The following is a 22649-nucleotide window of genomic DNA, read 5'->3' as shown; positions in this document are numbered from 1 at the left end:
TCCGATCAAGGAGCGCCGCCCGGACCGACGACCGCGGGATCCGTAACGACCGTTTTGTCAGCAATCCGAGCAGGATGCGGCGAACGGAAGGCGCGACCGGATGCGACCGGTGGCCCAATGGCAGGAGCGACGGCCGAGGGGTAGGTTGATATCGAGTCTCGTCGGGAGACTCGAACGATTCGCTCCCTATCGGAAGGGGCAACACGATGCCGCTCAGCAGGCTCGCCGCAGAGTTCGCCGCGGAGATCAGAAACCACGACTGGTCGGACGCGCCATACCGCCGCGACCGCGCCGGGCACGACCGGTCGCGAGAAGGCCGCAACGGCCCCCCAAGTTTGCAACTCAGCCCCACGGAAACGGGGGCGGTGCGAACGAACGTCATGTGGGTCACCGCGCAGGTTCTGCTGCACGCGGACCCGAACCTGGACCTCCTCGAGTTCGCGAAAGAATGCGGCGTCGAACCGGGGTTCCTGTTCCGCAGCAACGGCAAGCCCAGCGGAAGCCTGTGGGCCGGCATCCGAACGGTTGACGGGCAGATCGCACGCCCCGGCTCCTGGCAGGCGGACAAGTGAACCCCGTGACTCAGCTGGCGGATTCGGCGTCGACGGTCGCGCAGCTGCAATTCGGTCCGGACCTGTGGTGGCAAGCACCCTTACTGGCGCTTCTGATCCTGCTCGGGTCCGGCGCCGGAAGTGTTCTCGCCGAGCGGGTGCTCCCCTCGCGAGCCGAGCGGGCCAAGACACTCCGGACAGGCGCGACGGAAACCCTCGACGCCGTGCAGGAATTCCACGAGGAGATCTACCGACAAAACGCCCTGCCCCTCACCACGGACGATGACGCCGTCGCGCTGATCCGCCTCGGTTCGAAGGCACTGATCGGAGCGGCGAAGACGGGAGACGACGGCGTCCGTGCCGCAGTCAAGGAGTACGTCCTCGTCGGCCGCAAGTGGGCCGTGCGCGCGCCTGGACCGAAGTACTCAGCAGTGGCCGTTGAACGGCACTACGACCACACGCTGACGATCATCGCGAAGTTCATGCGCAAGCACCGCTGACTAGACCGAATACTCTTCAGTCGGCGTCGCACGCCGCAAACGCTTGAACCCCAGATCCTTCGCCGAAGCAGTCAAGTAATCGAAGAAGTCGTCCGGGCCCGAGTACACCACTACCTCTCCAACTGAAGCGTCGACAAGGCGAACGAGCAACTGATCCGAGAACGACGATGACGCGTCAATCATGTTCTGACCGAGCAGACGAACCGTCGCTCCCGCCACTTCAACCAATTTCGGCTCAATGAGATGGTCCGCAGCGTGACGCGTGCCAGCCAAACGCGGAAGCTGCACTGGAACTACATGATCGACGACTGCTCTGTTCACTTCAGCTCACCTCGCTCGTCGTAGTACTCAACGTTCATCTTGTCACCGTGCCCCATCGAAAAGCGGTACGACACCTTCGAAAACGGAACCCGCGAACGGTTCCGCGAAGCTGCGGACCGCGGAGGACTTCGCGTCCTTGGAGACCATCGACGCGCCGGAAGACACCACTATCGTACCGCCGAGCCCTGCAAGCAGACCAGACAGCACTTTCAGTCCGCCCCGACGGCCAGGCCCAGGCACGCTACTCACCCCACCCAGCGCCATCTGCAACGCCTCACCATCGGACTTCGCCCCGAACGGCCGCAAGTTCTCCAAGAACCCGCGCCCGGAGTCCGCGACCGCGAAACGGAGCGTCGGAGTAGTCCCCCAGTCCCGCGTCCGCTGCGCAGCCAGGAACCCGTTCGACAGACCTGAATGCAACTCAACGTTCTCCCCCGCCTCACTCAACGAGCGGTACAACGCACGCGCGTACTTCCCGTCAGTCGGCGCTACCGAGTCGTGAATGTGCTGAGCCAAGCGCTCCATGCTCGACACAGAGTCGAACGAGTGCAACTCCATCAGATTCGAGTTGTTACGAGACGGAACGATCGGCAGCGTGTGCGCGACCCCCAGCTCATCGAGCCGATCCCCCAGCCGCATCCGATTTAGGTACCCCGCCTTGTTCCGATCAGCCGGCGGCACGAACGCGACGAGAAGACCATCCCGACACTGCCGATCGATGAAAGCAAGCACGCTCACCAAGCCAAACGGCGTGAACCACTCCGCACGACTCAGATCCACCAGAGCGACGCCATCCGCACGCGATCGCGTCACGGCACGCTGGACTGCCGCAGAGTCACACCTCGGACCCAGGACGAGATCAGGCACGATGCGCCCCAGAGAGAAGCACAGGGCAAGATCCGCGTAGAATCGGGACAGTACGGCCGCCATCACCCAGGTCGCGTGGAATATCACGCGCACTCCCCCGCAAACACGCCCCCTCGTGATCGCCGCCAGAATCGGCAAGAACGACCCTGACTCCTCAACTAGCAAGAGCCAGAGTCGTTAACTTGCCTCGTGCGGAGACGGAGGGATTTGAACCCTCGGTCCCCTCAAAGGGGACTCCACCTTAGCAGGGTGGTGCACTCGGCCGGACTATGCGACGTCTCCATGCGCCCTTGCGGACGCTCACACAACCATACAGGAGGACGACGGTCCTCTCGACCCGCTCGGCGTTTCGGCGGCGAGCGGCACGGTCCCCCGAAGTGGGGACGCGCAGGGGTTGTCGGGACGTACCCCGGTCATTAGTCTCATCGGGACGCGGCATCACATTCCGGGGTTCGTCCCCGTCGTCGCGACACAGCACCCAACGTCGCTCCTCTGGCCTGGGCCCGGCTCGCCCGATGACCGGGTCCGCCGGGGAGCGGCTCCGCGGGGACGTGGCTCCGGCCGCGTCCCCGCTTGTGCGTCCGGGGCGCGCCGGGGCGGGCGCGGGGGCGGGGTCCGGGGCGCGGGCCGCGCGCGACGAAAGCGACATCGCGTACACCTCTGCGCCGCGCACCTGTCCGCGCGGTGTCGCTTTCGTCGCAGAACCCGCGCTGCAACCCGCGCAGCGCCCCGCGACGGGCCGCCCCGGCCGCCCCGGCCGCCCCGGCCGCAGGCTACGAGCCGAACGCCTTCGAGCACGTCTGCTCATCGGCGGACTGCCCCTGCAGCCCGTCGATCGTGGACGACGTCGCGGGAGCGGACGGCGCGCTCGTGGACGGCGCCGCAGCCTGCGACGACGCGGCAGCCGGCGCGGACGCCGGAGCTGCCGGAGCCGACGCGGCGGAGGACGGCGACGCGGACGCACTCGGCGCGGTCTCCGACCCGATGCCCGTGCTGTCCGCCCCGAGCGAGAACGACTGGTCGGACTTGATCTTCGCGAAGAGCTCGTCGGCCAGGTACGTGGTCGGCTCCACCTTGCCGGCGTACACGCCCGTGCCACCGGTCGAACCCGGGTACTGCACGAAGTTCACCTGCGCGAGCGGCAGGTCCTGCAGCGCCCGCCCCATCTGCACCATCGTCCCGATGTCGTTGAGACTCTGGGACAGCTGCATGTTCGAGGCGGCGGCCCGAGCGAGCTTGTAGAGCGTCGTCGGCGAGGTCAGCGTGGAGTTCGACTTCACCGTGCGGAGCAGCGAGGACAGGAACACCTGCTGGCTCGAGATGCGCCCGAGGTCCGAGCCGTCGCCGACGCCGTGCCGGGTGCGGAGGAACTCCAGCGCCTGCGACCCCTGCAGCGTCGTGGTCCCCGCGGGCAGGTCGAGTCCCGTGTACTGGTCGTGGATCGGCGACGCGACGCAGACCGGCACCCCGCCGATCGCGTTCGACATCTCGATCACGCCGTTGAACGACACCGCCGCCGAGTACTGGATGTCCAGGCCGGTCAGCCCCTGCACCGTCTGCACGACGCAGTTCAGGCCGCCGTCGCCCCATGCGGTGTTGATCGGCTGCGCGGCCATCGCGGACGTGGTGCCGGAGCCGTCGGTCTTCTGACAGGCGGGGATGGGCGTGACGAGGTCGCGCGGGATGCTCACCGCGGTGGCGTTCGTGTGGTCGGCGGACACGTGCAGCAGGATGTTGACGTCGTTGAGGGTCGCGTCGCGCTTGCCGTACTCGGTGCCCTGCGCCGGGTCGTTGTCCGTGCCGACGACGAGGATGTTGAAGCCGCCCTTGTACGCGCTCAGTGCGGTGCCGCCGCTCTTCGCCTTCGTGACGGGCTGCCCCTGGATCGCCACACCGTCGCCGAGGTCGTCGGAGACCTGCTTCGCCGCGATCGCCGCGACGGAGAACGAGCTGACGAGTGCGACCGCGACGACCCCGGAGAGCACCTTCGCGATGGTCCCGAAGGGGCGGTGCCGGTGGAGGCGTCCGTGGCGGGCGATCCCGGTCGCTCGGTTGAGGCGGTGGGATCGATCACGGACGTCGTTCACGGGCACTCCTGTCGTCGGCGGACACGATGGCGGACGCCCTGATCGACGCCGCCGAGGGACCCTCGCGACGACCGGCGGGCCGCACCGCGGGGACGGCAACCGGACAAGGCTGCCACAGGCGCGGCTTGCGATTCAGTGTGGAACCGGCGTGGATCTCCGGTGAGCGGCGCTAGCCGGCGGCCACCGCGCAGGTCTTCTGCTTGGCGGTCTGCCCGGTCACTCCGGACATCTCCTGGGGCTTCGTGGTCGCCGTCGGGTCGGCTTCCGGAGCCGCCGCAGCACCCGCCGCATCCTGCCTGGAGGCCCGGCTCGCGTCGTCCGCGCCGCCGGCGTCCGCCGTCTGGTCGGCTCCAGAGCCGGAGCCGGAGCCAGAGCCGGCGTCCGCGGCAGCATCGGTCGCGCCCCGCCCGGTCGCCCCGGCGTCGAGCCTGAACGGACGGTCAGTCCGGACCGCCCGCATCAGGCGGTCCGCGGTCGTCTGGTCCGGGACGACCTTGCCCGGGAAGGCCGGGTCGTCGACGCTCCCCGGGTACTGCACGAAGGTGATGTCCCCGAGGCCGATGCCCTCGAACGCGCCGGCCATGTCGACCATCGTCGAGGGCTTGGCGAGCGAGGTGGAGAGCGTCACGTTCTTCGACGCCGACTTCGCGAGGCCGTAGAGCTTCGTCGGGTTGCTCAGGGTGCCGTCGCCCTTCACCTTCCGGAGCAGCGAGGACAGGAACTGCTGCAGGCTCGAGATCCGGGAGAGGTCACTGCCGTCCCCGACGCCGTGCCGGTCGCGGAGGAACGCCAACGCCGTCTTGCCCGACACCGTGTGCTCGCCCGCGGAGAGCTGGAGCCCGGTGTAGGGATCGTCCACGGCGTCGGTGACGCACACCGGCACGCCACCGACGGCATCGGACATCCGGATGACGCCCTGGAAGCTGACCTGTGCCGCGTAGGGGATGTCCATCCCCGTCACGTGCTCCACGGTCTTCACGACACAGTCCATGCCGCCCCGTCCGTAGGCGAGGTTGATCGGGGCGTCGGTGACCGCGGGTTCCCCGCCGCAAGCCGGCTGGTCGACCACGAGGTCACGGGGGAAGCTCACCGCGACCGCGCTGGTGTGGTCCGCGGACACGTGGAGCAGGACGTTGGAGTCGTTGAGGGTGGCGCCACGGTCCCCGTACGCGGTGCCCTGGTCCGGGTCGTTGTCGGCGCCGATCGCGAGCACGTTGAACGCCCCGTCGGTCGAGGCCGCTCCCCCGCCGACGTCGACCGCGCGCTGCTGGAACCCGTGCCCGACGTCGTAGGCGGCGTAGGCGGAGAGGGAGGTCGCGCTCGTCACGGCGACCGCCACGGCGATGCCGATCCCGGTGACGAGCCGCGTGACGCCGAGGTCACGCCGACCGCGGTTGTGGCGAGCGCCGCTGACCCGGTAGCCGGGGCCGGACACCACGGTCGGGCGACGCCGGGCGTCGAGGACGTCGTCGAATTCGGGCACGGGCACGCTCCCTCCGAGCGGCCTCGGGTTCCGGCCGCTCGCCGGGGGACGATACCCGAGCGGGCACTCGCCACCCGGCAACCCGGTCGGCTCGGCGTGCCTCGTTCGGGGGGTACGCAGCCCCGGCGCCCGGTCATGCCGATGCGGCGACCCGGAAGCGGTCGGGCAGGGCGATGAGCGCTTCCCCGAGGGCCCGGACGAGTCGGGTGCACTCGACGAGGTCGTCGGCGGCCGCGGCGTCCTGCGCCCGTTCGACCAGCAGCAGGCGCTGCCGTCGGTCGACCACCGCGTCGATGCCGTTCGCCATGGCGATGTCGTCCGTGTAGAACATGTCCAGCACCGGCCGCTGTGATGCCAGCAGGTCCGCGCTCACCGAGGCACCCGTGCGCCGCAACAGCCAGGCCGTCAGTTCCACGAACGCGCCGGCTTCGGTCGAGCAGTCCCGGATCCACGCCGGGTCGAACGGGTCCGTGGTCGCGCCGGCGTTCGCGGGCGGCTCGGCGAGCATCGTGCACCCGAGCCGGATCCGTTCCTTCATCTGTTCGAGCGACCACTGGGTGATGACCACCCCGACGTACCGCTGGACCGAGACGAGCTGGAGCGCTTCGAGCGGGACCAGGGCTTCACGGACGGGCGTCCGGGAGACCCGCATGTCCGACGCGAGCGCGTCGAGGCGGAGTCGTTGTCCGCGTCGGTAGTCACCACGCAGGATCCGGTCGAGCAACCGGAGGAACACCGCGTCCCGCAGCAGGCTGCGCGGCACGCCGAGTGCTTCCCGACCGCGTCCCGCGTACACGTCCGGGATGTCCGCCGTCTCGTGGAATCCCATGCCGCCAGCGTCATGCACGGCGCGCCTCGCCGTCGTGCCGTCGGCCGGATCGGTGGACGGATCCACCGATCTTGGCCCTGTGGAGGCCGTGCGCCACCCGGTTCCGCATCACTGCACTCCCACCGTCGAAGACCCCCGGCGGAGGTCGTTCCCAGGAGTAGAGCAGGATCGAGCGTCAGTCGCTAAACATTCCGTATTTCGGGTATCAGCGCTTCGCCTCTTCCTCCTTCGCGATGACCGAGAGCGGCTGCGTGATGTCCTCCAGGCCCTTCCGCGCGGCGTCGACACCGAAGATCAGCGCGACGACACCACCGGCGATCATGATCGCGGCACCGAGCAGGTAGCCCCAGAACAGCGGCTCGCGCGAGGACCCGTCGCCGATGAACGCGCCGTAGATGCTCGGTGCGATCGCACCGAAGATCTGCGCGAGGGCGAAGAAGTACGAGATCGCCTGCGACCGCAGCTCGAGCGGGAAGATCTCGCTCACGGTCAGGTAGGCACTCGACGCACCCGCCGACGCGAAGAAGAACGAGATGCACCAGAACACGACCTGGACCGTCGCGCTGATCGCATCCGCCTGGAACAGGAACGCGGACACCGCGAGCACGAGCCCGGAGATCAGGTACGTGGAGAAGATCATCTGCCGACGGCCCCACGTGTCGAACAGCCGGCCGAGCACGAGCGGGCCGAGCAGGTTGCCGATCGCGAACGGGAAGAAGTAGACCGCGGTCTCCGAGGTCTTCAGGCCGAAGAAGTTCGTCAGGACGAGCGCGTACGTGAAGAAGATCGCGTTGTAGAGGAACGCCTGCGTGATCATCATCGTCGCGCCGACGAGCGTGCGGGTCGGGTACTGCTGGAAGAGCACCTTCACGATGGTGGTGAAGCGGACCTTGTCCATCGGCGTGATGGTCATGGCCTTCGACTCGTCGACCGGCTCGAGCGGCTTGCCCGACTCCCGCTCCACCTCGGCCTCGATCCGGGCGACGGTGGCGTCTGCCTCTTCCTCGCGGCCGTGGGTCATCAGCCAGCGTGGACTCTCCGGGATGTGCCGTCGCAGGAAGATGATCGCGATGCCGAGCACCGGGCCGAGGAAGAACCCGATGCGCCACCCGATGTTCTCGGCGAAGTAGGACGTGTCGAGCAGGTAGATGTTGGCGAACGCGCCGAGGGCGGCGCCGCCCCAGTAGGTGCCGTTGATGGCGATGTCGACGTGGCCGCGGTACTTCGACGGGATGAGCTCGTCGATCGCCGAGTTGATCGCCGCGTACTCGCCGCCGATGCCGAGCCCGGCGACGAACCGGAAGACCGCGAGGAACCAGAAGTCCCCGGCGAAGCCCGCGATGCCGGAGCCGATGAGGTAGATGGCGAGCGTCAGGATGAAGAGCTTCCGTCGCCCGAGCCGGTCGGACAGTCGCCCGAAGACGAGTGCGCCGATGACCTGGCCGAAGAGGTAGATCGTCCCGAGTGAGGTCACCTGCTGGGTGGAGAGCCCGAGGTCCGCCTGGAACCCGGCGTTCGAGACGATCTGGATCTCGAGGCCGTCGAGGACCCACGAGATCCCGAGTCCCACCACGACGCTCCAGTGGAACCTCGTCCACGGCAGTCGGTCCATCCGGGCCGGGACCAGGCTCTTGACCTGCCCCTCCTGCAACCCGCTCGCGCTCGTCATCGCGGCATGCTCCTCACTCGCCGGACCCCCGAGGCCCGGCACAGAATGAGAACGTACGCGCGGATCGCGCGGATGGTTCACGGCCGGAACGAGCGGGGCCGGCGCGGAGCCGAATCCCCCTATTTCGTGATCCGGCTCCGTCGCCGTTCGCGGGCACGTCGGCGCAGTGGCAGCCGGACGACCCTGTTGATGATCATTGCGGCTGCCATGAGATGACACAAGTAGCGCGGGGTTGCCGGGGCGTACCCTCGAAGAGGTGACCCGACCTGACATCCGAACGGTCGGCGAGCTCCGCACCTCTGGTCACGTCCAGAAGACGGTCCGCGCCGAGATCCGCGACAACCTGCTGAGCGCCCTCCGCGAGGGCACCGATCCGTGGCCCGGCCTCCACGGGTTCGAGACCACCGTCATCCCGCAGCTCGAACGAGCCCTCATCGCCGGCCACGACGTCGTCCTGCTCGGTGAGCGTGGACAGGGCAAGACGCGCCTGCTCCGCACCCTGCAGGGCCTGCTCGACGAGTGGACCCCGGTGATCGCCGGGTCCGAGCTCGGCGAGCACCCGTACGACCCGATCACGACCGCGAGCAGGAAGCGTGCCGAGGACCTCGGCGACGCGATGCCGATCGACTGGTGGCACCGCGACGACCGCTACGTCGAGAAGCTGGCGACCCCGGACACCTCCGTGGCCGACCTGATCGGCGACGTCGACCCGATGAAGGTCGCCGAGGGCCGCAGCCTGGGCGACCCGGAGACGATCCACTTCGGGCTGATCCCCCGCGCGCACCGCGGGATCGTCGCGATCAACGAGCTCCCCGACCTGGCCGAACGCATCCAGGTCGCGATGCTCAACGTGATGGAGGAGCGCGACGTGCAGATCCGCGGCTACGTGCTGCGACTGCCCCTCGACGTCCTCGTCGTGGCGAGCGCCAACCCCGAGGACTACACGAACCGCGGCCGGATCATCACCCCGCTGAAGGACCGCTTCGGCGCCGAGATCCGCACCCACTACCCGATCGAGCTCGACGACGAGATCGCCGTCATCCGGCAAGAGGCCCACCTGACAGCCGAGGTGCCGGACGCCCTGGTCGAGATCCTCGCCCGCTTCACCCGGGCCCTCCGCGAGTCCAGCGCGGTCGACCAGCGCAGTGGTGTCAGCGCCCGCTTCTCGATCGCCGGCGCCGAGACGGTCTCCGCCGCGGCGGTCCACCGTGCAGCACGACAGGGCGAGACCGACCCGGTCGCACGCCCGATCGACCTCGAGACCGCGGTCGACGTCCTCGGCGGCAAGATCGAGTTCGAGTCCGGCGAGGAAGACCGCGCAGACGAGGTCCTCGAGCACCTGCTCCGGACCGCCACCGCCGAGACGGTCCGCTCGCGCCTCCGCGGCCTCGACCTGGGGCAGCTCGTGGAGGCGCTCGACGGCGGCACGATGGTGACCACCGGCGAGCAGGTCTCCGCGCGCACCTTCCTCGAGGGGCTGCCGTCGCTCGGCGAGTCCGACCTCTACGACCAGATCTGCGAACGGCTCGGGGCCACGAACGACGGCGAGCGGGCCGGCGCGATCGAGCTCGCGCTCGAGGGCCTGTTCCTCGCGCGGAAGATCAGCAAGGAGTCGGGCGGGGGCGAAGCGGTCTATGGCTAGCCGGCAGAACCGCCGCCTGGCGCGGGACACCCGGTACGGCAGGTACGAGGGCGGTCCGGACCCGCTCGCACCACCGGCGGACCTCTCCGAGGCGCTCGACGCCATCGGCCAGGACGTGATGGCCGGGTACTCCCCGGAGCGGGCCATGCGCGAGTTCCTCCGCCGTGGCGGTCGGGACCAGCGCGGGCTCGACGACCTCGCGCGCCGCGTGGCCGAGAAGCGCCGCGAACTCACGGCGAAGCACAACCTGGACGGCACGCTGCAGCAGGTGCAGGAGCTGCTCGACGAGGCACTGCTCGCCGAACGCGGGCAGCTCGCACGGGACACCGAGATGGACGACGGCGACCGTGCCCTGGCCGAGATGCAGCTCGACAGCCTGCCGCCGTCGCCCGCCGCCGCGGTGAGCGAGCTCGGCACCTACGACTGGAAGAGCCCGACGGCGCGCCAGAAGTACGAGGAGATCAAGGACCTGCTCGGCCGCGAGATGCTCGACCAGCGCTTCGCGGGCATGAAGCAGGCGCTCGAGAACGCCGACGACCAGGACCGCGCCGACGTCCAGGCGATGATGCAGGACCTCAACCAGCTCCTCGAGGACCACCGCGCCGGGACGGACTCGCAGGAGCAGTTCGACGAGTTCATGGCGAAGCACGGTGAGTACTTCCCGTCGAACCCGACGAACGTCGACGAGCTGCTCGACGACCTCGCCGCCCGGGCCGCAGCCGCCCAGCGGATGCGGAACTCGATGACCCAGGAGCAGCGCGACGAACTCGACGCGCTGGCGCAGCAGGCGTTCGGGAGCCCCGACCTGATGGGCGCGCTGAGCCAGCTCGACGGGAACCTCCGGGCCCTCCGTCCCGGCGAGGACTGGGGCGGCTCCGAGCAGATGGACGGTGAGCAGGGCCTCGGGCTCGGCGACGGCACCGGGGTGTTCCAGGACATCGCCGACCTCGACTCGCTCGCCGAACAGCTCGCCCAGTCGAGCCCCGGATCCGACCTCGACGACCTCGACCTGGAGTCGCTGGCCCGCCAGCTCGGCGCCGAGGCCGCGGTCGACGCCCGGACGCTGCAGCAGCTCGAGAAGGCGCTGAAGAACTCCGGCTCGATGCGTCGCGGAGCGGACGGGCAGTACAAGCTCACCCCGAAGGCGATGCGACAGCTCGGCAAGAGCCTGCTCAAGGACGTCGCCCAGAAGATGTCCGGCCGCCAGGGCGCGCGGGACCTGCAGCGGTCCGGCGCCTCCGGCGAGCCGTCCGGGGCGAGCCGGCAATGGGCGTTCGGCGACACCGAGCCGTGGGACATCCCGCGGACGATCACGAACGCCGTCACCCGCACGGCCGCGACCGGTCGCACCGGGGCCGGTGTCCGCCTCACCATCGACGACGTCGAGGTGCAGGAGACCGAGGCGCGGACCCAGGCCTGCGTGGCGCTGCTCGTCGACACCTCGTTCTCGATGGCGATGGAGGACCGCTGGGTGCCGATGAAGCGCACCGCCCTCGCACTGCACACCCTGATCTCCACGCGGTTCCGCGGCGACGACCTGCAGCTGATCGCCTTCGGTCGGGAGGCCGAGGTGATGGACGTCGAACAGCTCGTCGGCCTCGACGCGATGTGGGACAAGGGCACGAACCTGCACCACGCCCTGCTGCTGGCGAACCGGCACTTCCGGAAGCACCCGACGGCGCAGCCCGTGCTGCTCATCGTCACCGACGGCGAACCGACGTCGCACCTCGAACCGAACGGGCAGGTGTTCTTCAGCTACCCGCCGGACCCGATGACGATCGCGCTCAGCGTCCGTGAGCTCGACAACGCGCACCGGCTCGGCGCACAGACGACGTTCTTCCGCCTCGGCGACGACCCGGGGCTCGCCCGGTTCATCGACGGGATGGCGCGGCGCGTGGACGGGACCGTCACGGCGCCGGAGAACGACGACCTCGGCGTCGCGGTGGTCGGGTCCTACCTCGGGTCGCGGCGCGGTGGCGCGCTCTTCCGCGACGACGACTGGGGCGGGTTCGGCCGGTTCGGCTGACGTCCGCACCCATCGGACGGGAGGCCCGTGGCGGCGTCGCCACGGGCCTCCCGTCCGGTGTCCGGTGCGTCTAGAACAACGGCCAGGGCACCGCCGGACCGTACCCGGCCGGTGGGGGGAAGCGGCCGACGGCCGCCAGGGCGGCGCACCGCGCCTCGAGGTTGTCGATCTCGTCGACCGTCAGGTGCTCTTCGAGCTGCGCACCGAGGTCCCCGTGCAAGGCGGTGGTGACCCGTTCCAGTCCGGCGCGCTCCTCGTCGTCGAGCGGCTCGTCGATCCACCCCCACAGCACCGTCCGGAGCTTGTGCTCGACGTGGAAGGTGAGCCCGTGGTCGACCCCGTGCCGGTGCCCGTCCGGCATCGCCAGCACGTGGCCGCCCTTGCGGTCCGCGTTGTTCACCACGACGTCGAAGACGGCCATCCGGCGGAGTGCGGCGGTGTCCTCGTGGACCAGGGTGACGGGGCGGTCGTGCTCGTCGATCGCCTCGAGGACGGTCTTGACGCGCTCGTCCTGCTCGGCTTCGTCCGTCGGCAACAGGTCCACCGCGTCCTGGTCCGGGTCGACGTCCTGCCAGCGCTGGACCATGCCGCGACCGAGGGGGCCGTCGCCGAGCCAGGTCGGGGGCACGACCCGCCAGCCGAACGCCTCGGACACCAGGAAGGCCGCGTACTCACGACCGGCGAGGGTGCCGTCCGGGAAGTCCCACAGCGGTTTCTCGCCCGCGATGGGCTTGTAGACGACCTCGTGGCCGTCGAGTTCGGCGAGGAAGGTGGCGTTCGAGGCTTCGCGGATGCGGGCGGTGAGGGTCAGGCCGGCGCCGTCGCTCATGCGTCGCCGGGCTGCCGTCCAGCGGCCACGACCTCGCGGGTGCGCTCGACGAAGGCCCGCGCGGTCCCGACCGGGATCTTCACCTGCAGCAGTTCGGTCGGCTCCGGGATCTCGACGACCGCCTCGACCTCGACGCCGTCCTCGTCCTCCTCGGACACGATCTCGATGTCGTCGTCGATCGGGTACGCCTCGATGACGACCTGTGCCGTCGCCGGGTCGAAGCCGAGGCTGAGCGCACCCGCCCGGAACTCGGCCTCCACCGGCTGGTCGAGCGGATCGACGTCGTACAGCTCGCGCGGGACCGACGGCGGGACGCTGAAGCGGTTCTCCTCCACCGTGGCGACCTCGTCGAGGAGTTCGTCGAGCTTCTCCGCCAGCACGGCGGACTGCTCCTTCTCGAGCGCGACGCTCACCACGCGGCGGCCGGCGCGCGCCTGGAGGTAGAAGGACCGTTCACCCGGGCGCCCGATGGTGCCGACGACGAGACGGTCCGGCCAGTCGAAGCCGTGGACGATGGTGGGCATACCCGCATTGTAGGAGCGGGCGGCTGCGACCGTTCAGGGACTGGCAGTACCCCCTCCGCCGCCCACCGGAGCGTCGCCCGTCGGCGGGGCCTTCGCCAGCCAGGAGAGGTCACCCGATTCGGTGTTCGTCGCGACCACCTCGGGCCGGTGCTCCCCGTACCGGACCACCGACACCGACGCGGGGCCGACCGTGATGCGCTGGAACAGGTCGAGGTGCATGCCGAGCGCGTCCGCCAGCACCGACTTGATGATGTCGCCGTGGCTCACCGCGACCCACACCGCGTTCGCGCCGTGCTCCGCCTCGATCTGCGCGTCGAGCCGCCGGATCGCCGCCACCGCCCGTGACTGCATGGTCTGCATCGACTCACCGCCCGGGAACACCACGGCGCTCGGGTTCGACTGCACCACGCGCCAGAGCGGCTCCTTCGCCAGCTCGCTGAGCTTCCGGTTCTGCCACTCGCCGTAGTCCGCCTCGGTGATCCCCCGCTCGACGAACTGCTGCGGCTCCCCCTGCTGGAACGCCGTGATCGCCCTGGCGGTCTGCCGGCAGCGCTCCAGCGGGCTGGACACGATCGCGGCGAGCGGGATCGCGCCGATGCGTTCCGCGGTCGTCGCCGCCTGCTGCTTGCCGACGGAGTCGAGCGCGACGCCGGCAGTGCGGCCCGCGAGGAGCCCGGTCGCGTTCGCGGTGGTGCGTCCGTGCCGGACGAGGAGGACGGTCGCCATGCGCTCGATCCTAGGCGCGGTCCGTCAGAGCCCGACGAGCGTGGCGAGCCAGCGCCCTGCGGCCCACGTTCCGCCGATCAGCACGAACGCCGCCACGACCCCTGCCGCCTCCGCTCCCCACGCCAGTCGGGGGAGCGCCGGCGCTCCCCCGACCGCCTCCGTCCCGATCACGGACTCGACCAGCACGACCCCCGCCTCCGGCTTCCGGAAGTACGTCACGTGCTCGGCCCACGGCCGACGCGCGCTGATCGGGACATACCGCACGAAGGCACCCGGTGCGGTCGGCCCGAAACTCACCGGATCGACGAGCGACTTCACGGCGAACGTCTCGCACCGAGGCTGCTGCTCGATGTCCTCCGGGCGCCGGACGAGCTTGGTGACGAGCAGCGCCACCACGAAGAGCACCGCACCGCCGACGACCGTGACCGCGAGGTCCCGGAGCGCGGCGTCGAGCACCGCAGATGGATCGAGTGCCAGGGTCGCCGGGGTCACCTCGGCCCGAGCGACTGCCGAGAGCGCCGCCGCCATGTGCTCGACGGTGACGACCACGGCGCGGATCATCTCGACGACCACGCCGATGCCCGAGCCCACCATCGCGGACATCACGAGCGGGAAGACCACGAGGAACCCCCAGAGCGCGACCGGGAGCCACCGACTCCGCCGGAGCATCCGGAAGAACCCGAGCTGTGCCTCTCCCGAGCCGACGAAGACGCACGCGTCGACGTCCTCGGTGATCGCGACCCGTCGCGCGAGTTCACCCCCGAGCGAGTGCCCGACGAGCACGACAGCGTCGGCCGAGGTTCGAGCACGTGCCGTCGTCGCGCGAAGCGGCGCGATCACGCTGTCGTCGAGTCCGTCGGAGCGGTAGCTCCACGCATCGCCGACGAACCGGGTGATCACGGTCCTGGTCCGTGCTGCGACGGACCGCGAGAACAGGGACACGATCCCGGCGCCGAGGAGCGCGAGTCCGATGAGCGGCAGCGCGCACACCAGACCGAGCATGCCGACGAACGCCGTGAACGGCAGCGGCAGTGGGGATCGTCTGGCTCCGGCGCCCCGGATGGCCTCGAGGTCCCAGGCCCACAGCGCAGCGGTGCTCCAGAGCGCGAACGGCACCACCCGGAGCACCCAGCCGAGGACGTTGCGCGCAGCGGGGACCGCGGCGCGCTCGTCCCACCAGCCGTCGTGGAACTCCGCGACGAACGGCTGTTGCCCCGGGACTTCGGCACGCCCACAGAGCACCCGCTCCCCATCGGAGTCACCGTCCGGCAGCGTCGTGTACACGCCGCCGAGTCGTTCTACCCCGGCGGCGAACGAGCCCGCCACCGCCGTCTGGGTGTCGCCCTGCTGCTGCATCCCGACCCCGTGGACGCAGACGAAGGCGTACCGAACGAGCGCGTCGTTCCCCGTTGACCCCATGGACCTCACCCTAGTGGTACATCAGATACCGCTGACGCTACCTCATCCGATTCCAGAACTCGATGCGGTCCCGATCCCCCGAGGCGGCAGGATGGACGCGTGCTGGTCTCGATCGTCTACATGAGTCGCGCGGTGGAACCGTTCGACGACGCCGCGATGACCGAGCTCCTGCGCGGCTCCCGATTCCGGAACGAAGCGCTCGGTGTCTCGGGCCTGCTGGTGGCGAAGGACGGCCGCTTCATGCAGCTCCTCGAAGGGCCGGCGATCAGCGTCGATGACCGCTTCGCCACGATCGCGCAGGACCCGCGGCACCGCGAGGTCACCTCACTCATCCGCGAGGACATCGAGCGCCGTCGTTTCGAGGGCTGGTCGATGGCCTACCGGGGCCTCGACGACCACGACGTCACGGCGGAGGACGGCTTCAGCCCGTTCTTGACCGGCTCGACGGACTTCCCCCGGTCGTTCGACCGGACGAGCGCCGCGTGGCTGCTCAAGTGGTTCCGCGACCGCGAACTCCGCGACGTCTGATCCTGGACGAGCACCGCGCGCAGACGGTCACTTCGTCTGGTTCGGATGCCGGGTGTGCACCTTCACGAGGTACACGGTCGAGTCGTCCACGTAGTACCAGATCCGTGCGCCACCGGGCAGCTCGAGCTGCCACTGTTCGTGCGTCCGGCCGCCGTGGGCGACGAACTGCAGGTCTCCGCGGAGTGTGTGCATCGTCGGGGAGGTCCTCGTCGGGTCCGCGGTGAGGAGGTCCCAGGCGTCGGCCAGTGCGCTCCGTCGGGTGGCTGCCAGGTCCTTCCAGCCGCGCACCGCGTGCGTCGTCGCTGGGATGACCACGTGGTCAGTCGCTTTGGCGGGCCTCGGGAGGGGGTCTGCCTTCTTCGAACCCACGGTCACGGACGTTCGACAGCCTGCGGGTCGGTGACCCACTCGAGTTCGTCTCGGTCGAGCCCGGCGGCGATGGCTTCCGCCGTTGCCTTCCACGCCGTGAGCTCGACGACGACGAGGTGCGCCTGCCCCGTCGAGAAGGACGCTCGGGCCGCCCGGATGATCGCGGACGCGCAGGTCTCCCGCATCTCGACCGACAACGCGAGCATCCAGTCGAACCGTTCCGCCAGGCGCTGCCCGAGCGGCCCGTCGTCATCGTCGATCGCGACGGCGATGAGCTGTGCGGCGAGGGACAGGAGCACGTCCTTCGCATCGGCTTCGTGCTGCGACATGAGGACGAGGGGGTTCCCGTCGCGTCGATCGATCTCGACGGGTTCCGACTCCGCAGCGTCCATGACGGAGCGCGCGTTGCGGGAGAGCTCGGACGAGAGGAAGTGTCTCCGGACGCGAGCGGACACGGGCTTGGTGGTCGGCATCCTCCAACTCTACTTCAGAACATCTTCTGAAGAGCAGGGGATCACCCGAACGTCGCGGAGACGACCCCGAGCAACCGCTCCCGGTGCGGACGCTCGGCCACCGCGTGCACCAGCACCTCCCACATCGTCGCCACCGCCGGCAGCAGGTCTGCACGCCCGGACCGCACGTTCGACACGAGCTGCACCCCGGTGAAGTACGGCACGAGCGTCGCGCCGAGCGCCTCCGCGGACACAGTCGTCTGCACCTCCCCGCTCGCGACCGCGAGGCGGAAGACGTCGACGACACCCGCGATCCACTGCTCGTAGAAGCTCGACGTCTGCCCGGCGAGCACCCCGTGCTCGAGGGAGATCCGGATCCCGGCGCGCACGACGACGTCGCTCATGAGCAGGTCGGCGATCCCGCGCGACGCCTGGATGAGCATCGCGATCGGGGACGGGTCGGTCGAGCTCATGGCCGCGAACGTCCGGGCGTTCTGCTCGTCGATGACCGCGAGCGCGAGGGACCGCTTCGTCGGGAACAGCCGGTGGAGCGCGCCCTGGCTCACCCCGGCACCCCGCGCGATCCCGGCGATGCTGGCGGTCTCGTACCCGTCCCGGTCGAAGTCCCGCGCCGCGGCCTCGACGATCGCTGCGCGCCGTCCTGTCCCACCCGCGTCGACCACGCCCCCAACGGTAGTGACCACGAACGGGGGAAATCCCGGTGTCGCTGGGAGTGTCCGGACTGTCACGCTGTCCTCATGACCCCGATCGCAGCCCCGTCGCTCCACCGACACCGCCGGACGTTCGTGCTCGGCATCGTGGACCCGCAGACCTGGCGCGACTTCGCCTTCCACCTGATCGCCCTGCCGCTCTCGATCGCCGGCTTCACCTGGTTCGTGCTCACCCCCTCGGCGGGCATCCCGTTCGCCGCGCTCTGGGTCGGCCTCCCCGTCGCGGCCTTCCTGCTCCGCGGCAACGCCTGGTTCGGCACGGCGTTCCGTGCGCTGTCGAACCGGCTGCTCGGCACGGCGGTGGACGCCCCGAGTGCACCGCATGGTCGGGCCGGCATCGTCGGCTGGACCCTCGCCGCCTTCCGTCACGGCCCGAGCTGGCGCGCCCTCGCCTTCGGACTGATCGCGTTCGTCACGTCGCTGTTCGCGTTCATCGTGACGATCACCGTGCTCGTCACCGCCGCCGGCCTCGCGACGAACTGGGTGTGGACGCACTGGCTGACGCCCGTCACGGACGAGGACGGCGTCCTGCACTCGGGTCTGCAGGTCGGCACCGTGTTCGTCGACACCCCGCAGATGCAGGCGGTGGCGACCGTGGTCGGGTTCCTGCTGCTGGTCCTCGTGTGGCCGCCGCTGAACCGCGGGCTCGCCGCCGGTCAGGCCGCGCTCGTCCGAGCACTGCTCGGCAGCACCGCCTCCGAACGCCGGGTCGACGAGCTCACCCGGTCCCGTGACGACAGCGTCCGTGGTGCGGACGACACCCTCCGTCGCGTGGAGCGGGACCTGCACGACGGCACCCAGGCACGGCTCGTCGCGCTCGCGATGACGCTCGGCGACGCGCAGGACCGCCTGGACGGCGGCGGCGACCCGGCCGAGGTCGGCCGGCTCGTCGAGAACGCCCGGCGGTCGACGCAGGAGACCATCGCGGAGCTCCGTGAGATCGCGCGCGGCATCCACCCTGCCGCACTCGACGAAGGCCTGGAGGCTGCACTCGCCTCCGCCGTGTCCCGCACCACCCTGCCGGTGTCGGTCGAGTTCGACCGCTCGGTCCGGCTGTCGGCCGTCACCGAGAGCGTGGCCTACTTCACCGTGGTGGAGTTGCTGACGAACGTGACCAAGCACGCCCGGGCGACCCGCGCGGCGGTCACCGTGGCGCGGGACGGCAACGACCTGCTCGTCACCGTCGAGGACGACGGCGTCGGCGGAGCACACGTCCCGCTCGACCCGCAGACCGGCGGCACCGGACTCGCCGGCGTGGCCGACCGGCTCCGGACGGTCGACGGCACCCCGGCGATCGACAGTCCGAGCGGCGGCCCGACCCGCATCGCCCTGCGCTTCCCGGGAGCAACGGCATGAGGATCCTCGTCGCCGACGACAACGTCATCCTCCGCGAGGGGCTCGTCTCGCTCCTCACCTCACGCGGCCACGAGGTCCGCGCCGTGGACTCCGGCGACGCCGCAGTCCAGGCCGTCGCGGCGGAGGCGCCCGAGGTCGTCGTGATGGACATCCGGATGCCGCCGACGCACACCGACGAGGGCGTGCACGCGGCGATCGCGATCAAGGCGGCCTCGCCCCGCGTCGGCGTCCTGCTGTTCTCGCAGTACGCCGAGGCCCGCTGGGCGCGGATGCTCCTCGACGTCGCCCCGACCGGCGTCGGCTACCTGCTCAAGGAACGCGTCGGCGACATCCGCCCGTTCCTCGACTCCGTGCAACGCGTCGCCGCCGGCGGCCTCGTGCTCGACCCGGAGGTCGCGGCGCTCCTCATCGACCGTGGTGCCGATCGGTTCGCGAAGCTGACCGCCCGGGAGCGCGAGGTCCTCGAGCTGATGGCGGAGGGACGCACGAACGCCGCCATCGCCGACCGGATGTTCCTCGCCGCCGGCACCGTCGAGAAGCACGTGACGACGCTGTTCACCAAGCTCGGTCTGGCCCCGACGGCGGGAGACCACCGTCGGGTCCTGGCCGTGCTGGACTACCTCGCCGCCCGCCCCTGACGAGCGGCGAGGCCTGGCCCGCTCAGCGCTGCTCGGGCCCGCTCAGGCCTGGTCGGCGCGGAGGAAGTCGGCGATCGCGGTGCCGCCGCTGTTGAAGCGGTAGGTGCTCCCCGCGGTGCCGCTCGACTCGAGCACGTCGGCGATCACGTGCGCGACGTCACCGCGGGACACCTTCGCGCCCTCGCCGTCCCAGTCGATCGCACCGGTCGGCTCGTCGTCGGTCAGGGTGCTCGGCGCGACGATCGTCCACTCCAGCCCGGAGTCCCGGACGACCGCGTCGGCGATCATCTTCGACTGCGCGTACGCGAAGAAGTCGTTGTCCTGCGGCACCCCGTGGTCGAGCACCGAGCCGGACCACGAGACCATCACGTAGCGCTCGACGCCCGCGCGCTTCGCCGCCTGCACGGACAGCACCGCCGCATCGCGGTCGATCGCCCAGGTCCGGTCGACCGATCCCCCGCCGGCGCCGGCGGACCACACCACGGCGTCCTGCCCGCGGACCAGGTCCTCGAAGCCGGACAGCGTCAGCTCCTGGATGTCGGCGACCGCCGGGTCACCGCCGTGGGCACGGATCTCGTCGGCCTGGTCGGGGTTCCGGATGACGGACGTGACGTGGTGGCCGCGCTCGCTGAGGATGCGCGTCGCGAGGAGCGCGACCTTGCCGTGGCCACCGAAGATGATGATGTCGCTCATTGCGCCGACGCTACGCTCGGCGCCTCAGAGCCCAGTGCGGAGGGTGTGGGATTCGAACCCACGAGACATCGCTGCCCACCTGTTTTCAAGACAGGCTCCATCGGCCACTCGGACAACCCTCCACGACGCGGCCACGTGGCGAGACGTGACCGCGTCCCGAGGAGTCTAGCCGAGCCTCCCGGCCGCGCAGCGTCGCCAGCGCGACGGACCCGCTCAGCGCGGCAGGGTGTCCAGTGCGGCCGCCAGGCCGTCGTCCGTCACGCCGCCGGTGATCTCGCTCGCGGCGTCGACGACGTCTTCCGGAGCCTGGCCCATCGCGACACCGCGGCCGGACGTCGACGCCCAGCGCAGCATGTCGATGTCGTTGCGGCCGTCGCCGGCGGCGAAGACGCGGGAGCGCGGGATGTCGAGCCACTCGCGGACGCGTTCCATCGCGGTTGCCTTCGTCACGCCCTCGGGTGCGATGTCGAGCCATGCGGTCCAGCCGACGTTGTACGAGACCTTGTGCAGGCCCATCCGGTCGACGATCGCCAGGAACTCCTCGAGCCCGTGCTCCGGGGAGATCACGACGACACGCGTGGCCGCGACGCCGAGCAGTTCGCCGAAGTCGACGTGGTCACCGGACGCGGTCATCGCGTCGTCGGGGAACTCGCCGGAGAGCAGGTAGTGGCCGTCGGGCGACTCGACGCCGTACGCCGCGTTCGAGAGCGCGCCGCGGATGGTCTGCAGCACGTCGGTCGGGTCGAAGGTCTCGACGTGGACGCGGACGTAGCCGTCGATCGCGTGCGCAGCGTCCGAGCGGCGCAGGGTCACCGCGCCGTTCGCGCAGACCAGGTACTCGGGCTCGATGCCGAGCGTCTGCAGCACGGGCACGGTCATGCCCTCGCTGCGGCCGGTCGAGAGCATGACCTGGTGGCCGGCGGCGACGGCGGCCCGGATCGCGTCGACGGTCGTCTGGGTGACGACGCCGTCCTCGCGCATCACGGTGCCGTCGATGTCGAGCGCGACGAGCCACCGCTTGACGCGGGTGGTCGACGCGGAGCCGTGGGTCGACGGCCCACCGTGCGGGGTGCTCATCGGGGTTCGATCACCTCGACGCCGCCGAGGTACGGACGGAGCACCTCGGGCACGACGACCGAGCCGTCGGCCTGCTGGTGCGTCTCGAGGATCGCGACGAGCCAGCGGGTGGTCGCGAGCGTGCCGTTGAGCGTGGCGACCGGCGCGGTCTTGCCCGACTCGGTGCGGTAGCGGATGTCGAGGCGGCGGGCCTGGAACGTGGTGCAGTTCGAGGTGGAGGTGAGCTCACGGAAGGTGCCCTGCGTCGGGACCCATGCCTCGAGGTCGTACTTGCGCGCGGCGCTCGTGCCGAGGTCCCCCGCGGCGGTCTCGATCACGCGGTAGTGCAGCCCGAGGTCCTGGAGCATCGACTCCTGGTACGACATCAGCTTCTCGTGCTCGGCGTCCGCCTGGTCCGGGTGGACGTAGGAGAACATCTCGAGCTTGTTGAACTGGTGCACGCGGAGGATGCCGCGGTTGTCCTTGCCCGCGGAGCCGGCTTCACGGCGGTAGCAGGTGGACCAGCCTGCGTAGCGGAGGGCGCGGTCGGCGGCGTCGCTTCCGTTGCCGTTGCTGTCTCCGTCAGTGGGGAAGGCCAGGATCTCGTCGGCGTGGTACCCGGCGAGGGCGACCTCGCTGGTGCCGGTGAGGTAGAGGTCGTCCGCTTCGAGCCGGTAGACCTCTGCCGCGTGCTCGCCGAGGAAGCCGGTGCCGGCCATCGTCTCGGGGCGTACCAGCGTCGGGGTGATCAGCGGTGTGAAGCCGTGCTGGATCGCACGGTCGAGGCCGAGCGACATCAGCGCGATCTCGAGCCGGGCGCCGAGGCCCTTGAGGAAGTAGAAGCGCGACCCGGAGACCTTCACGCCGCGCGGGATGTCGATGATGTCGAGGAGCTCGCCGAGGTCCGCGTGGTCCTTCGGCTCGAAGTCGAACTCCGGCTTGGTGCCGACGGTCTTCAGCGTGACGAAGTCGTCCTCGCCGCCCTCGGGCACGCCGGGCAGGACGACGTTCGGGATCGAGCGGACGACCCGGTTGAACGTCTCTTCGGACGCGGTGACGGCCGCCTGGGCTTCCTTCACCTGCGCGGCGAGGGCCTGGGCCTGCTGCACGAGCGCGGCCTTCTCGTCCTTCGGGGCCTTCGCGACGGTCTTGCCGAACGCGTTCTGCTCCGCTCGGAGCGCCTCGAACGACGAGATCGCACTCCGCCGGGCGGCGTCCGCGGCGACCGCGTCGTCGACGATCTCCACGGAGGCGCCGCGCGCAGCCTGTGAGGCCTTGATGACATCGGGATCGTCGCGCAGCAGCTGGGGGTCAATCACCCATGCATCTTAGCCAGACCGCGTTGCGTCCAAG

The 22649-nt window shown here is 70.2% G+C and carries 23 protein-coding genes and 2 tRNA genes; 7 read left to right on the top strand and 18 right to left on the bottom strand.

Annotated elements, in window-relative coordinates:
• The first annotated feature begins 206 nt into the window (after positions 1 to 206).
• The gene (locus EDF24_RS18850; RefSeq protein WP_148070827.1) at positions 207 to 572 is read left to right on the top strand and encodes a hypothetical protein; all 366 of its coding nucleotides are present in this window, start codon (positions 207 to 209) and stop codon (positions 570 to 572) included.
• On the top strand, positions 569 to 1051 hold the full coding sequence (locus EDF24_RS18845) for a hypothetical protein (protein WP_148070826.1): 483 nt from the start codon (positions 569 to 571) through the stop codon (positions 1049 to 1051). Before EDF24_RS18850 ends, EDF24_RS18845 begins: the two co-directional genes overlap by 4 nt.
• Here EDF24_RS18845 and EDF24_RS07060 read toward each other — a convergent pair whose 3' ends face one another.
• From EDF24_RS07060 to EDF24_RS07030, 7 genes are all read right to left on the bottom strand, one after another.
• A complete protein-coding gene (locus tag EDF24_RS07060; RefSeq protein WP_148070825.1) occupies positions 1052 to 1372 on the bottom strand; it encodes a hypothetical protein in 321 nt (106 codons plus the stop codon). It lies immediately after the preceding gene.
• 42 nt (positions 1373 to 1414) lie between these two features.
• Positions 1415 to 2326: a hypothetical protein gene (locus EDF24_RS07055; RefSeq protein WP_148070823.1), complete on the bottom strand. Its 912-nt coding sequence runs from the start codon at positions 2324 to 2326 to the stop codon at positions 1415 to 1417.
• A 105-nt stretch (positions 2327 to 2431) separates the two neighbouring features.
• Positions 2432 to 2521, bottom strand: a tRNA-Ser gene (locus EDF24_RS07050).
• A 491-nt stretch (positions 2522 to 3012) separates the two neighbouring features.
• Positions 3013 to 4326: an LCP family protein gene (locus EDF24_RS07045; protein WP_123655747.1), complete on the bottom strand. Its 1314-nt coding sequence runs from the start codon at positions 4324 to 4326 to the stop codon at positions 3013 to 3015.
• 169 nt (positions 4327 to 4495) lie between these two features.
• Positions 4496 to 5809 (bottom strand): LCP family protein, encoded by a 1314-nt coding sequence (locus EDF24_RS07040; protein ID WP_123701820.1) that lies wholly within the window; start codon positions 5807 to 5809, stop codon positions 4496 to 4498.
• 133 nt (positions 5810 to 5942) lie between these two features.
• Positions 5943 to 6638, bottom strand: coding sequence for a GntR family transcriptional regulator (locus EDF24_RS07035; protein ID WP_123701818.1), 696 nt, complete (start codon positions 6636 to 6638; stop codon positions 5943 to 5945).
• Between the two features lie 205 nt (positions 6639 to 6843).
• On the bottom strand, positions 6844 to 8307 hold the full coding sequence (locus EDF24_RS07030; RefSeq protein ID WP_123701815.1) for an MFS transporter: 1464 nt from the start codon (positions 8305 to 8307) through the stop codon (positions 6844 to 6846).
• A gap of 256 nt (positions 8308 to 8563) precedes the next feature.
• On the opposite strand from EDF24_RS07030, the gene EDF24_RS07025 reads away from it, so the two are divergent.
• Both EDF24_RS07025 and EDF24_RS07020 read left to right on the top strand, forming a co-directional pair.
• Complete coding sequence (locus EDF24_RS07025) at positions 8564 to 9949, top strand: sigma 54-interacting transcriptional regulator (protein ID WP_123701813.1); 1386 nt, start codon at positions 8564 to 8566, stop codon at positions 9947 to 9949.
• On the top strand, positions 9942 to 11975 hold the full coding sequence (locus EDF24_RS07020) for a VWA domain-containing protein (protein ID WP_123701811.1): 2034 nt from the start codon (positions 9942 to 9944) through the stop codon (positions 11973 to 11975). The genes EDF24_RS07025 and EDF24_RS07020 overlap by 8 nt, the downstream gene beginning before the upstream one ends.
• Before the next feature lie 70 nt (positions 11976 to 12045).
• Here the strand turns inward: EDF24_RS07020 and EDF24_RS07015 are convergent, their stop codons facing one another.
• From EDF24_RS07015 to EDF24_RS07000, 4 genes are read right to left on the bottom strand one after another with little or no spacing between them, the layout of a single operon-like run.
• Positions 12046 to 12804 (bottom strand): SCO1664 family protein, encoded by a 759-nt coding sequence (locus EDF24_RS07015; protein ID WP_123701809.1) that lies wholly within the window; start codon positions 12802 to 12804, stop codon positions 12046 to 12048.
• Positions 12801 to 13328, bottom strand: coding sequence for a DUF3090 domain-containing protein (locus tag EDF24_RS07010; RefSeq protein ID WP_123655754.1), 528 nt, complete (start codon positions 13326 to 13328; stop codon positions 12801 to 12803). Before EDF24_RS07010 ends, EDF24_RS07015 begins: the two co-directional genes overlap by 4 nt.
• Before the next feature lie 33 nt (positions 13329 to 13361).
• Positions 13362 to 14054: a histidine phosphatase family protein gene (locus EDF24_RS07005; RefSeq protein ID WP_123655755.1), complete on the bottom strand. Its 693-nt coding sequence runs from the start codon at positions 14052 to 14054 to the stop codon at positions 13362 to 13364.
• Between the two features lie 24 nt (positions 14055 to 14078).
• Complete coding sequence (locus tag EDF24_RS07000; RefSeq protein WP_123701807.1) at positions 14079 to 15473, bottom strand: hypothetical protein; 1395 nt, start codon at positions 15471 to 15473, stop codon at positions 14079 to 14081.
• Positions 15474 to 15572: 99 nt separating this feature from the next.
• On the opposite strand from EDF24_RS07000, the gene EDF24_RS06995 reads away from it, so the two are divergent.
• Complete coding sequence (locus EDF24_RS06995; protein ID WP_123701805.1) at positions 15573 to 16001, top strand: BLUF domain-containing protein; 429 nt, start codon at positions 15573 to 15575, stop codon at positions 15999 to 16001.
• 27 nt (positions 16002 to 16028) lie between these two features.
• On the opposite strand, the gene EDF24_RS06990 is transcribed toward EDF24_RS06995, so the two are convergent.
• Genes EDF24_RS06990 through EDF24_RS06980 form a run of 3 tightly spaced genes read right to left on the bottom strand, consistent with a single transcriptional unit; the run spans position 16029 to position 17505 of the window.
• Positions 16029 to 16316 (bottom strand): hypothetical protein, encoded by a 288-nt coding sequence (locus tag EDF24_RS06990; RefSeq protein WP_243698256.1) that lies wholly within the window; start codon positions 16314 to 16316, stop codon positions 16029 to 16031.
• 56 nt (positions 16317 to 16372) lie between these two features.
• Positions 16373 to 16843 carry a prevent-host-death protein gene (locus tag EDF24_RS06985; RefSeq protein ID WP_123655758.1) on the bottom strand — a complete coding sequence of 157 codons (471 nt, stop codon included), beginning with the start codon at positions 16841 to 16843 and terminating at the stop codon, positions 16373 to 16375.
• 41 nt (positions 16844 to 16884) lie between these two features.
• Positions 16885 to 17505 (bottom strand): TetR/AcrR family transcriptional regulator, encoded by a 621-nt coding sequence (locus tag EDF24_RS06980; RefSeq protein ID WP_185021590.1) that lies wholly within the window; start codon positions 17503 to 17505, stop codon positions 16885 to 16887.
• A gap of 75 nt (positions 17506 to 17580) precedes the next feature.
• On the opposite strand from EDF24_RS06980, the gene EDF24_RS06975 reads away from it, so the two are divergent.
• Positions 17581 to 18909, top strand: a complete 1329-nt coding sequence (locus EDF24_RS06975; protein ID WP_123701799.1) for a sensor histidine kinase — start codon at positions 17581 to 17583, stop codon at positions 18907 to 18909.
• Positions 18906 to 19547, top strand: coding sequence for a response regulator transcription factor (locus tag EDF24_RS06970; protein ID WP_123701797.1), 642 nt, complete (start codon positions 18906 to 18908; stop codon positions 19545 to 19547). The genes EDF24_RS06975 and EDF24_RS06970 overlap by 4 nt, the downstream gene beginning before the upstream one ends.
• A 42-nt stretch (positions 19548 to 19589) precedes the next feature.
• On the opposite strand, the gene EDF24_RS06965 is transcribed toward EDF24_RS06970, so the two are convergent.
• From EDF24_RS06965 to serS, 4 genes are all read right to left on the bottom strand, one after another.
• The gene (locus tag EDF24_RS06965; protein WP_123701795.1) at positions 19590 to 20240 is read right to left on the bottom strand and encodes an SDR family oxidoreductase; all 651 of its coding nucleotides are present in this window, start codon (positions 20238 to 20240) and stop codon (positions 19590 to 19592) included.
• Between the two features lie 37 nt (positions 20241 to 20277).
• Positions 20278 to 20362, bottom strand: a tRNA-Ser gene (locus EDF24_RS06960).
• 91 nt (positions 20363 to 20453) lie between these two features.
• Positions 20454 to 21317 (bottom strand): HAD family hydrolase, encoded by an 864-nt coding sequence (locus EDF24_RS06955; protein WP_123701793.1) that lies wholly within the window; start codon positions 21315 to 21317, stop codon positions 20454 to 20456.
• Entirely contained in the window at positions 21314 to 22615 is a 1302-nt protein-coding gene (serS, locus tag EDF24_RS06950) for a serine--tRNA ligase (RefSeq protein WP_123701791.1), read from the bottom strand. The genes EDF24_RS06955 and serS overlap by 4 nt, the downstream gene beginning before the upstream one ends.
• Positions 22616 to 22649: the final 34 nt, after the last annotated feature.

Source organism: Curtobacterium sp. PhB130 (assembly GCF_003755165.1).
Lineage (GTDB): Bacteria > Actinomycetota > Actinomycetes > Actinomycetales > Microbacteriaceae > Curtobacterium.
The sequence above is the reverse complement of the archived record's forward strand: the minus strand, read 5'-3'. Positions and strand labels throughout refer to the sequence as shown.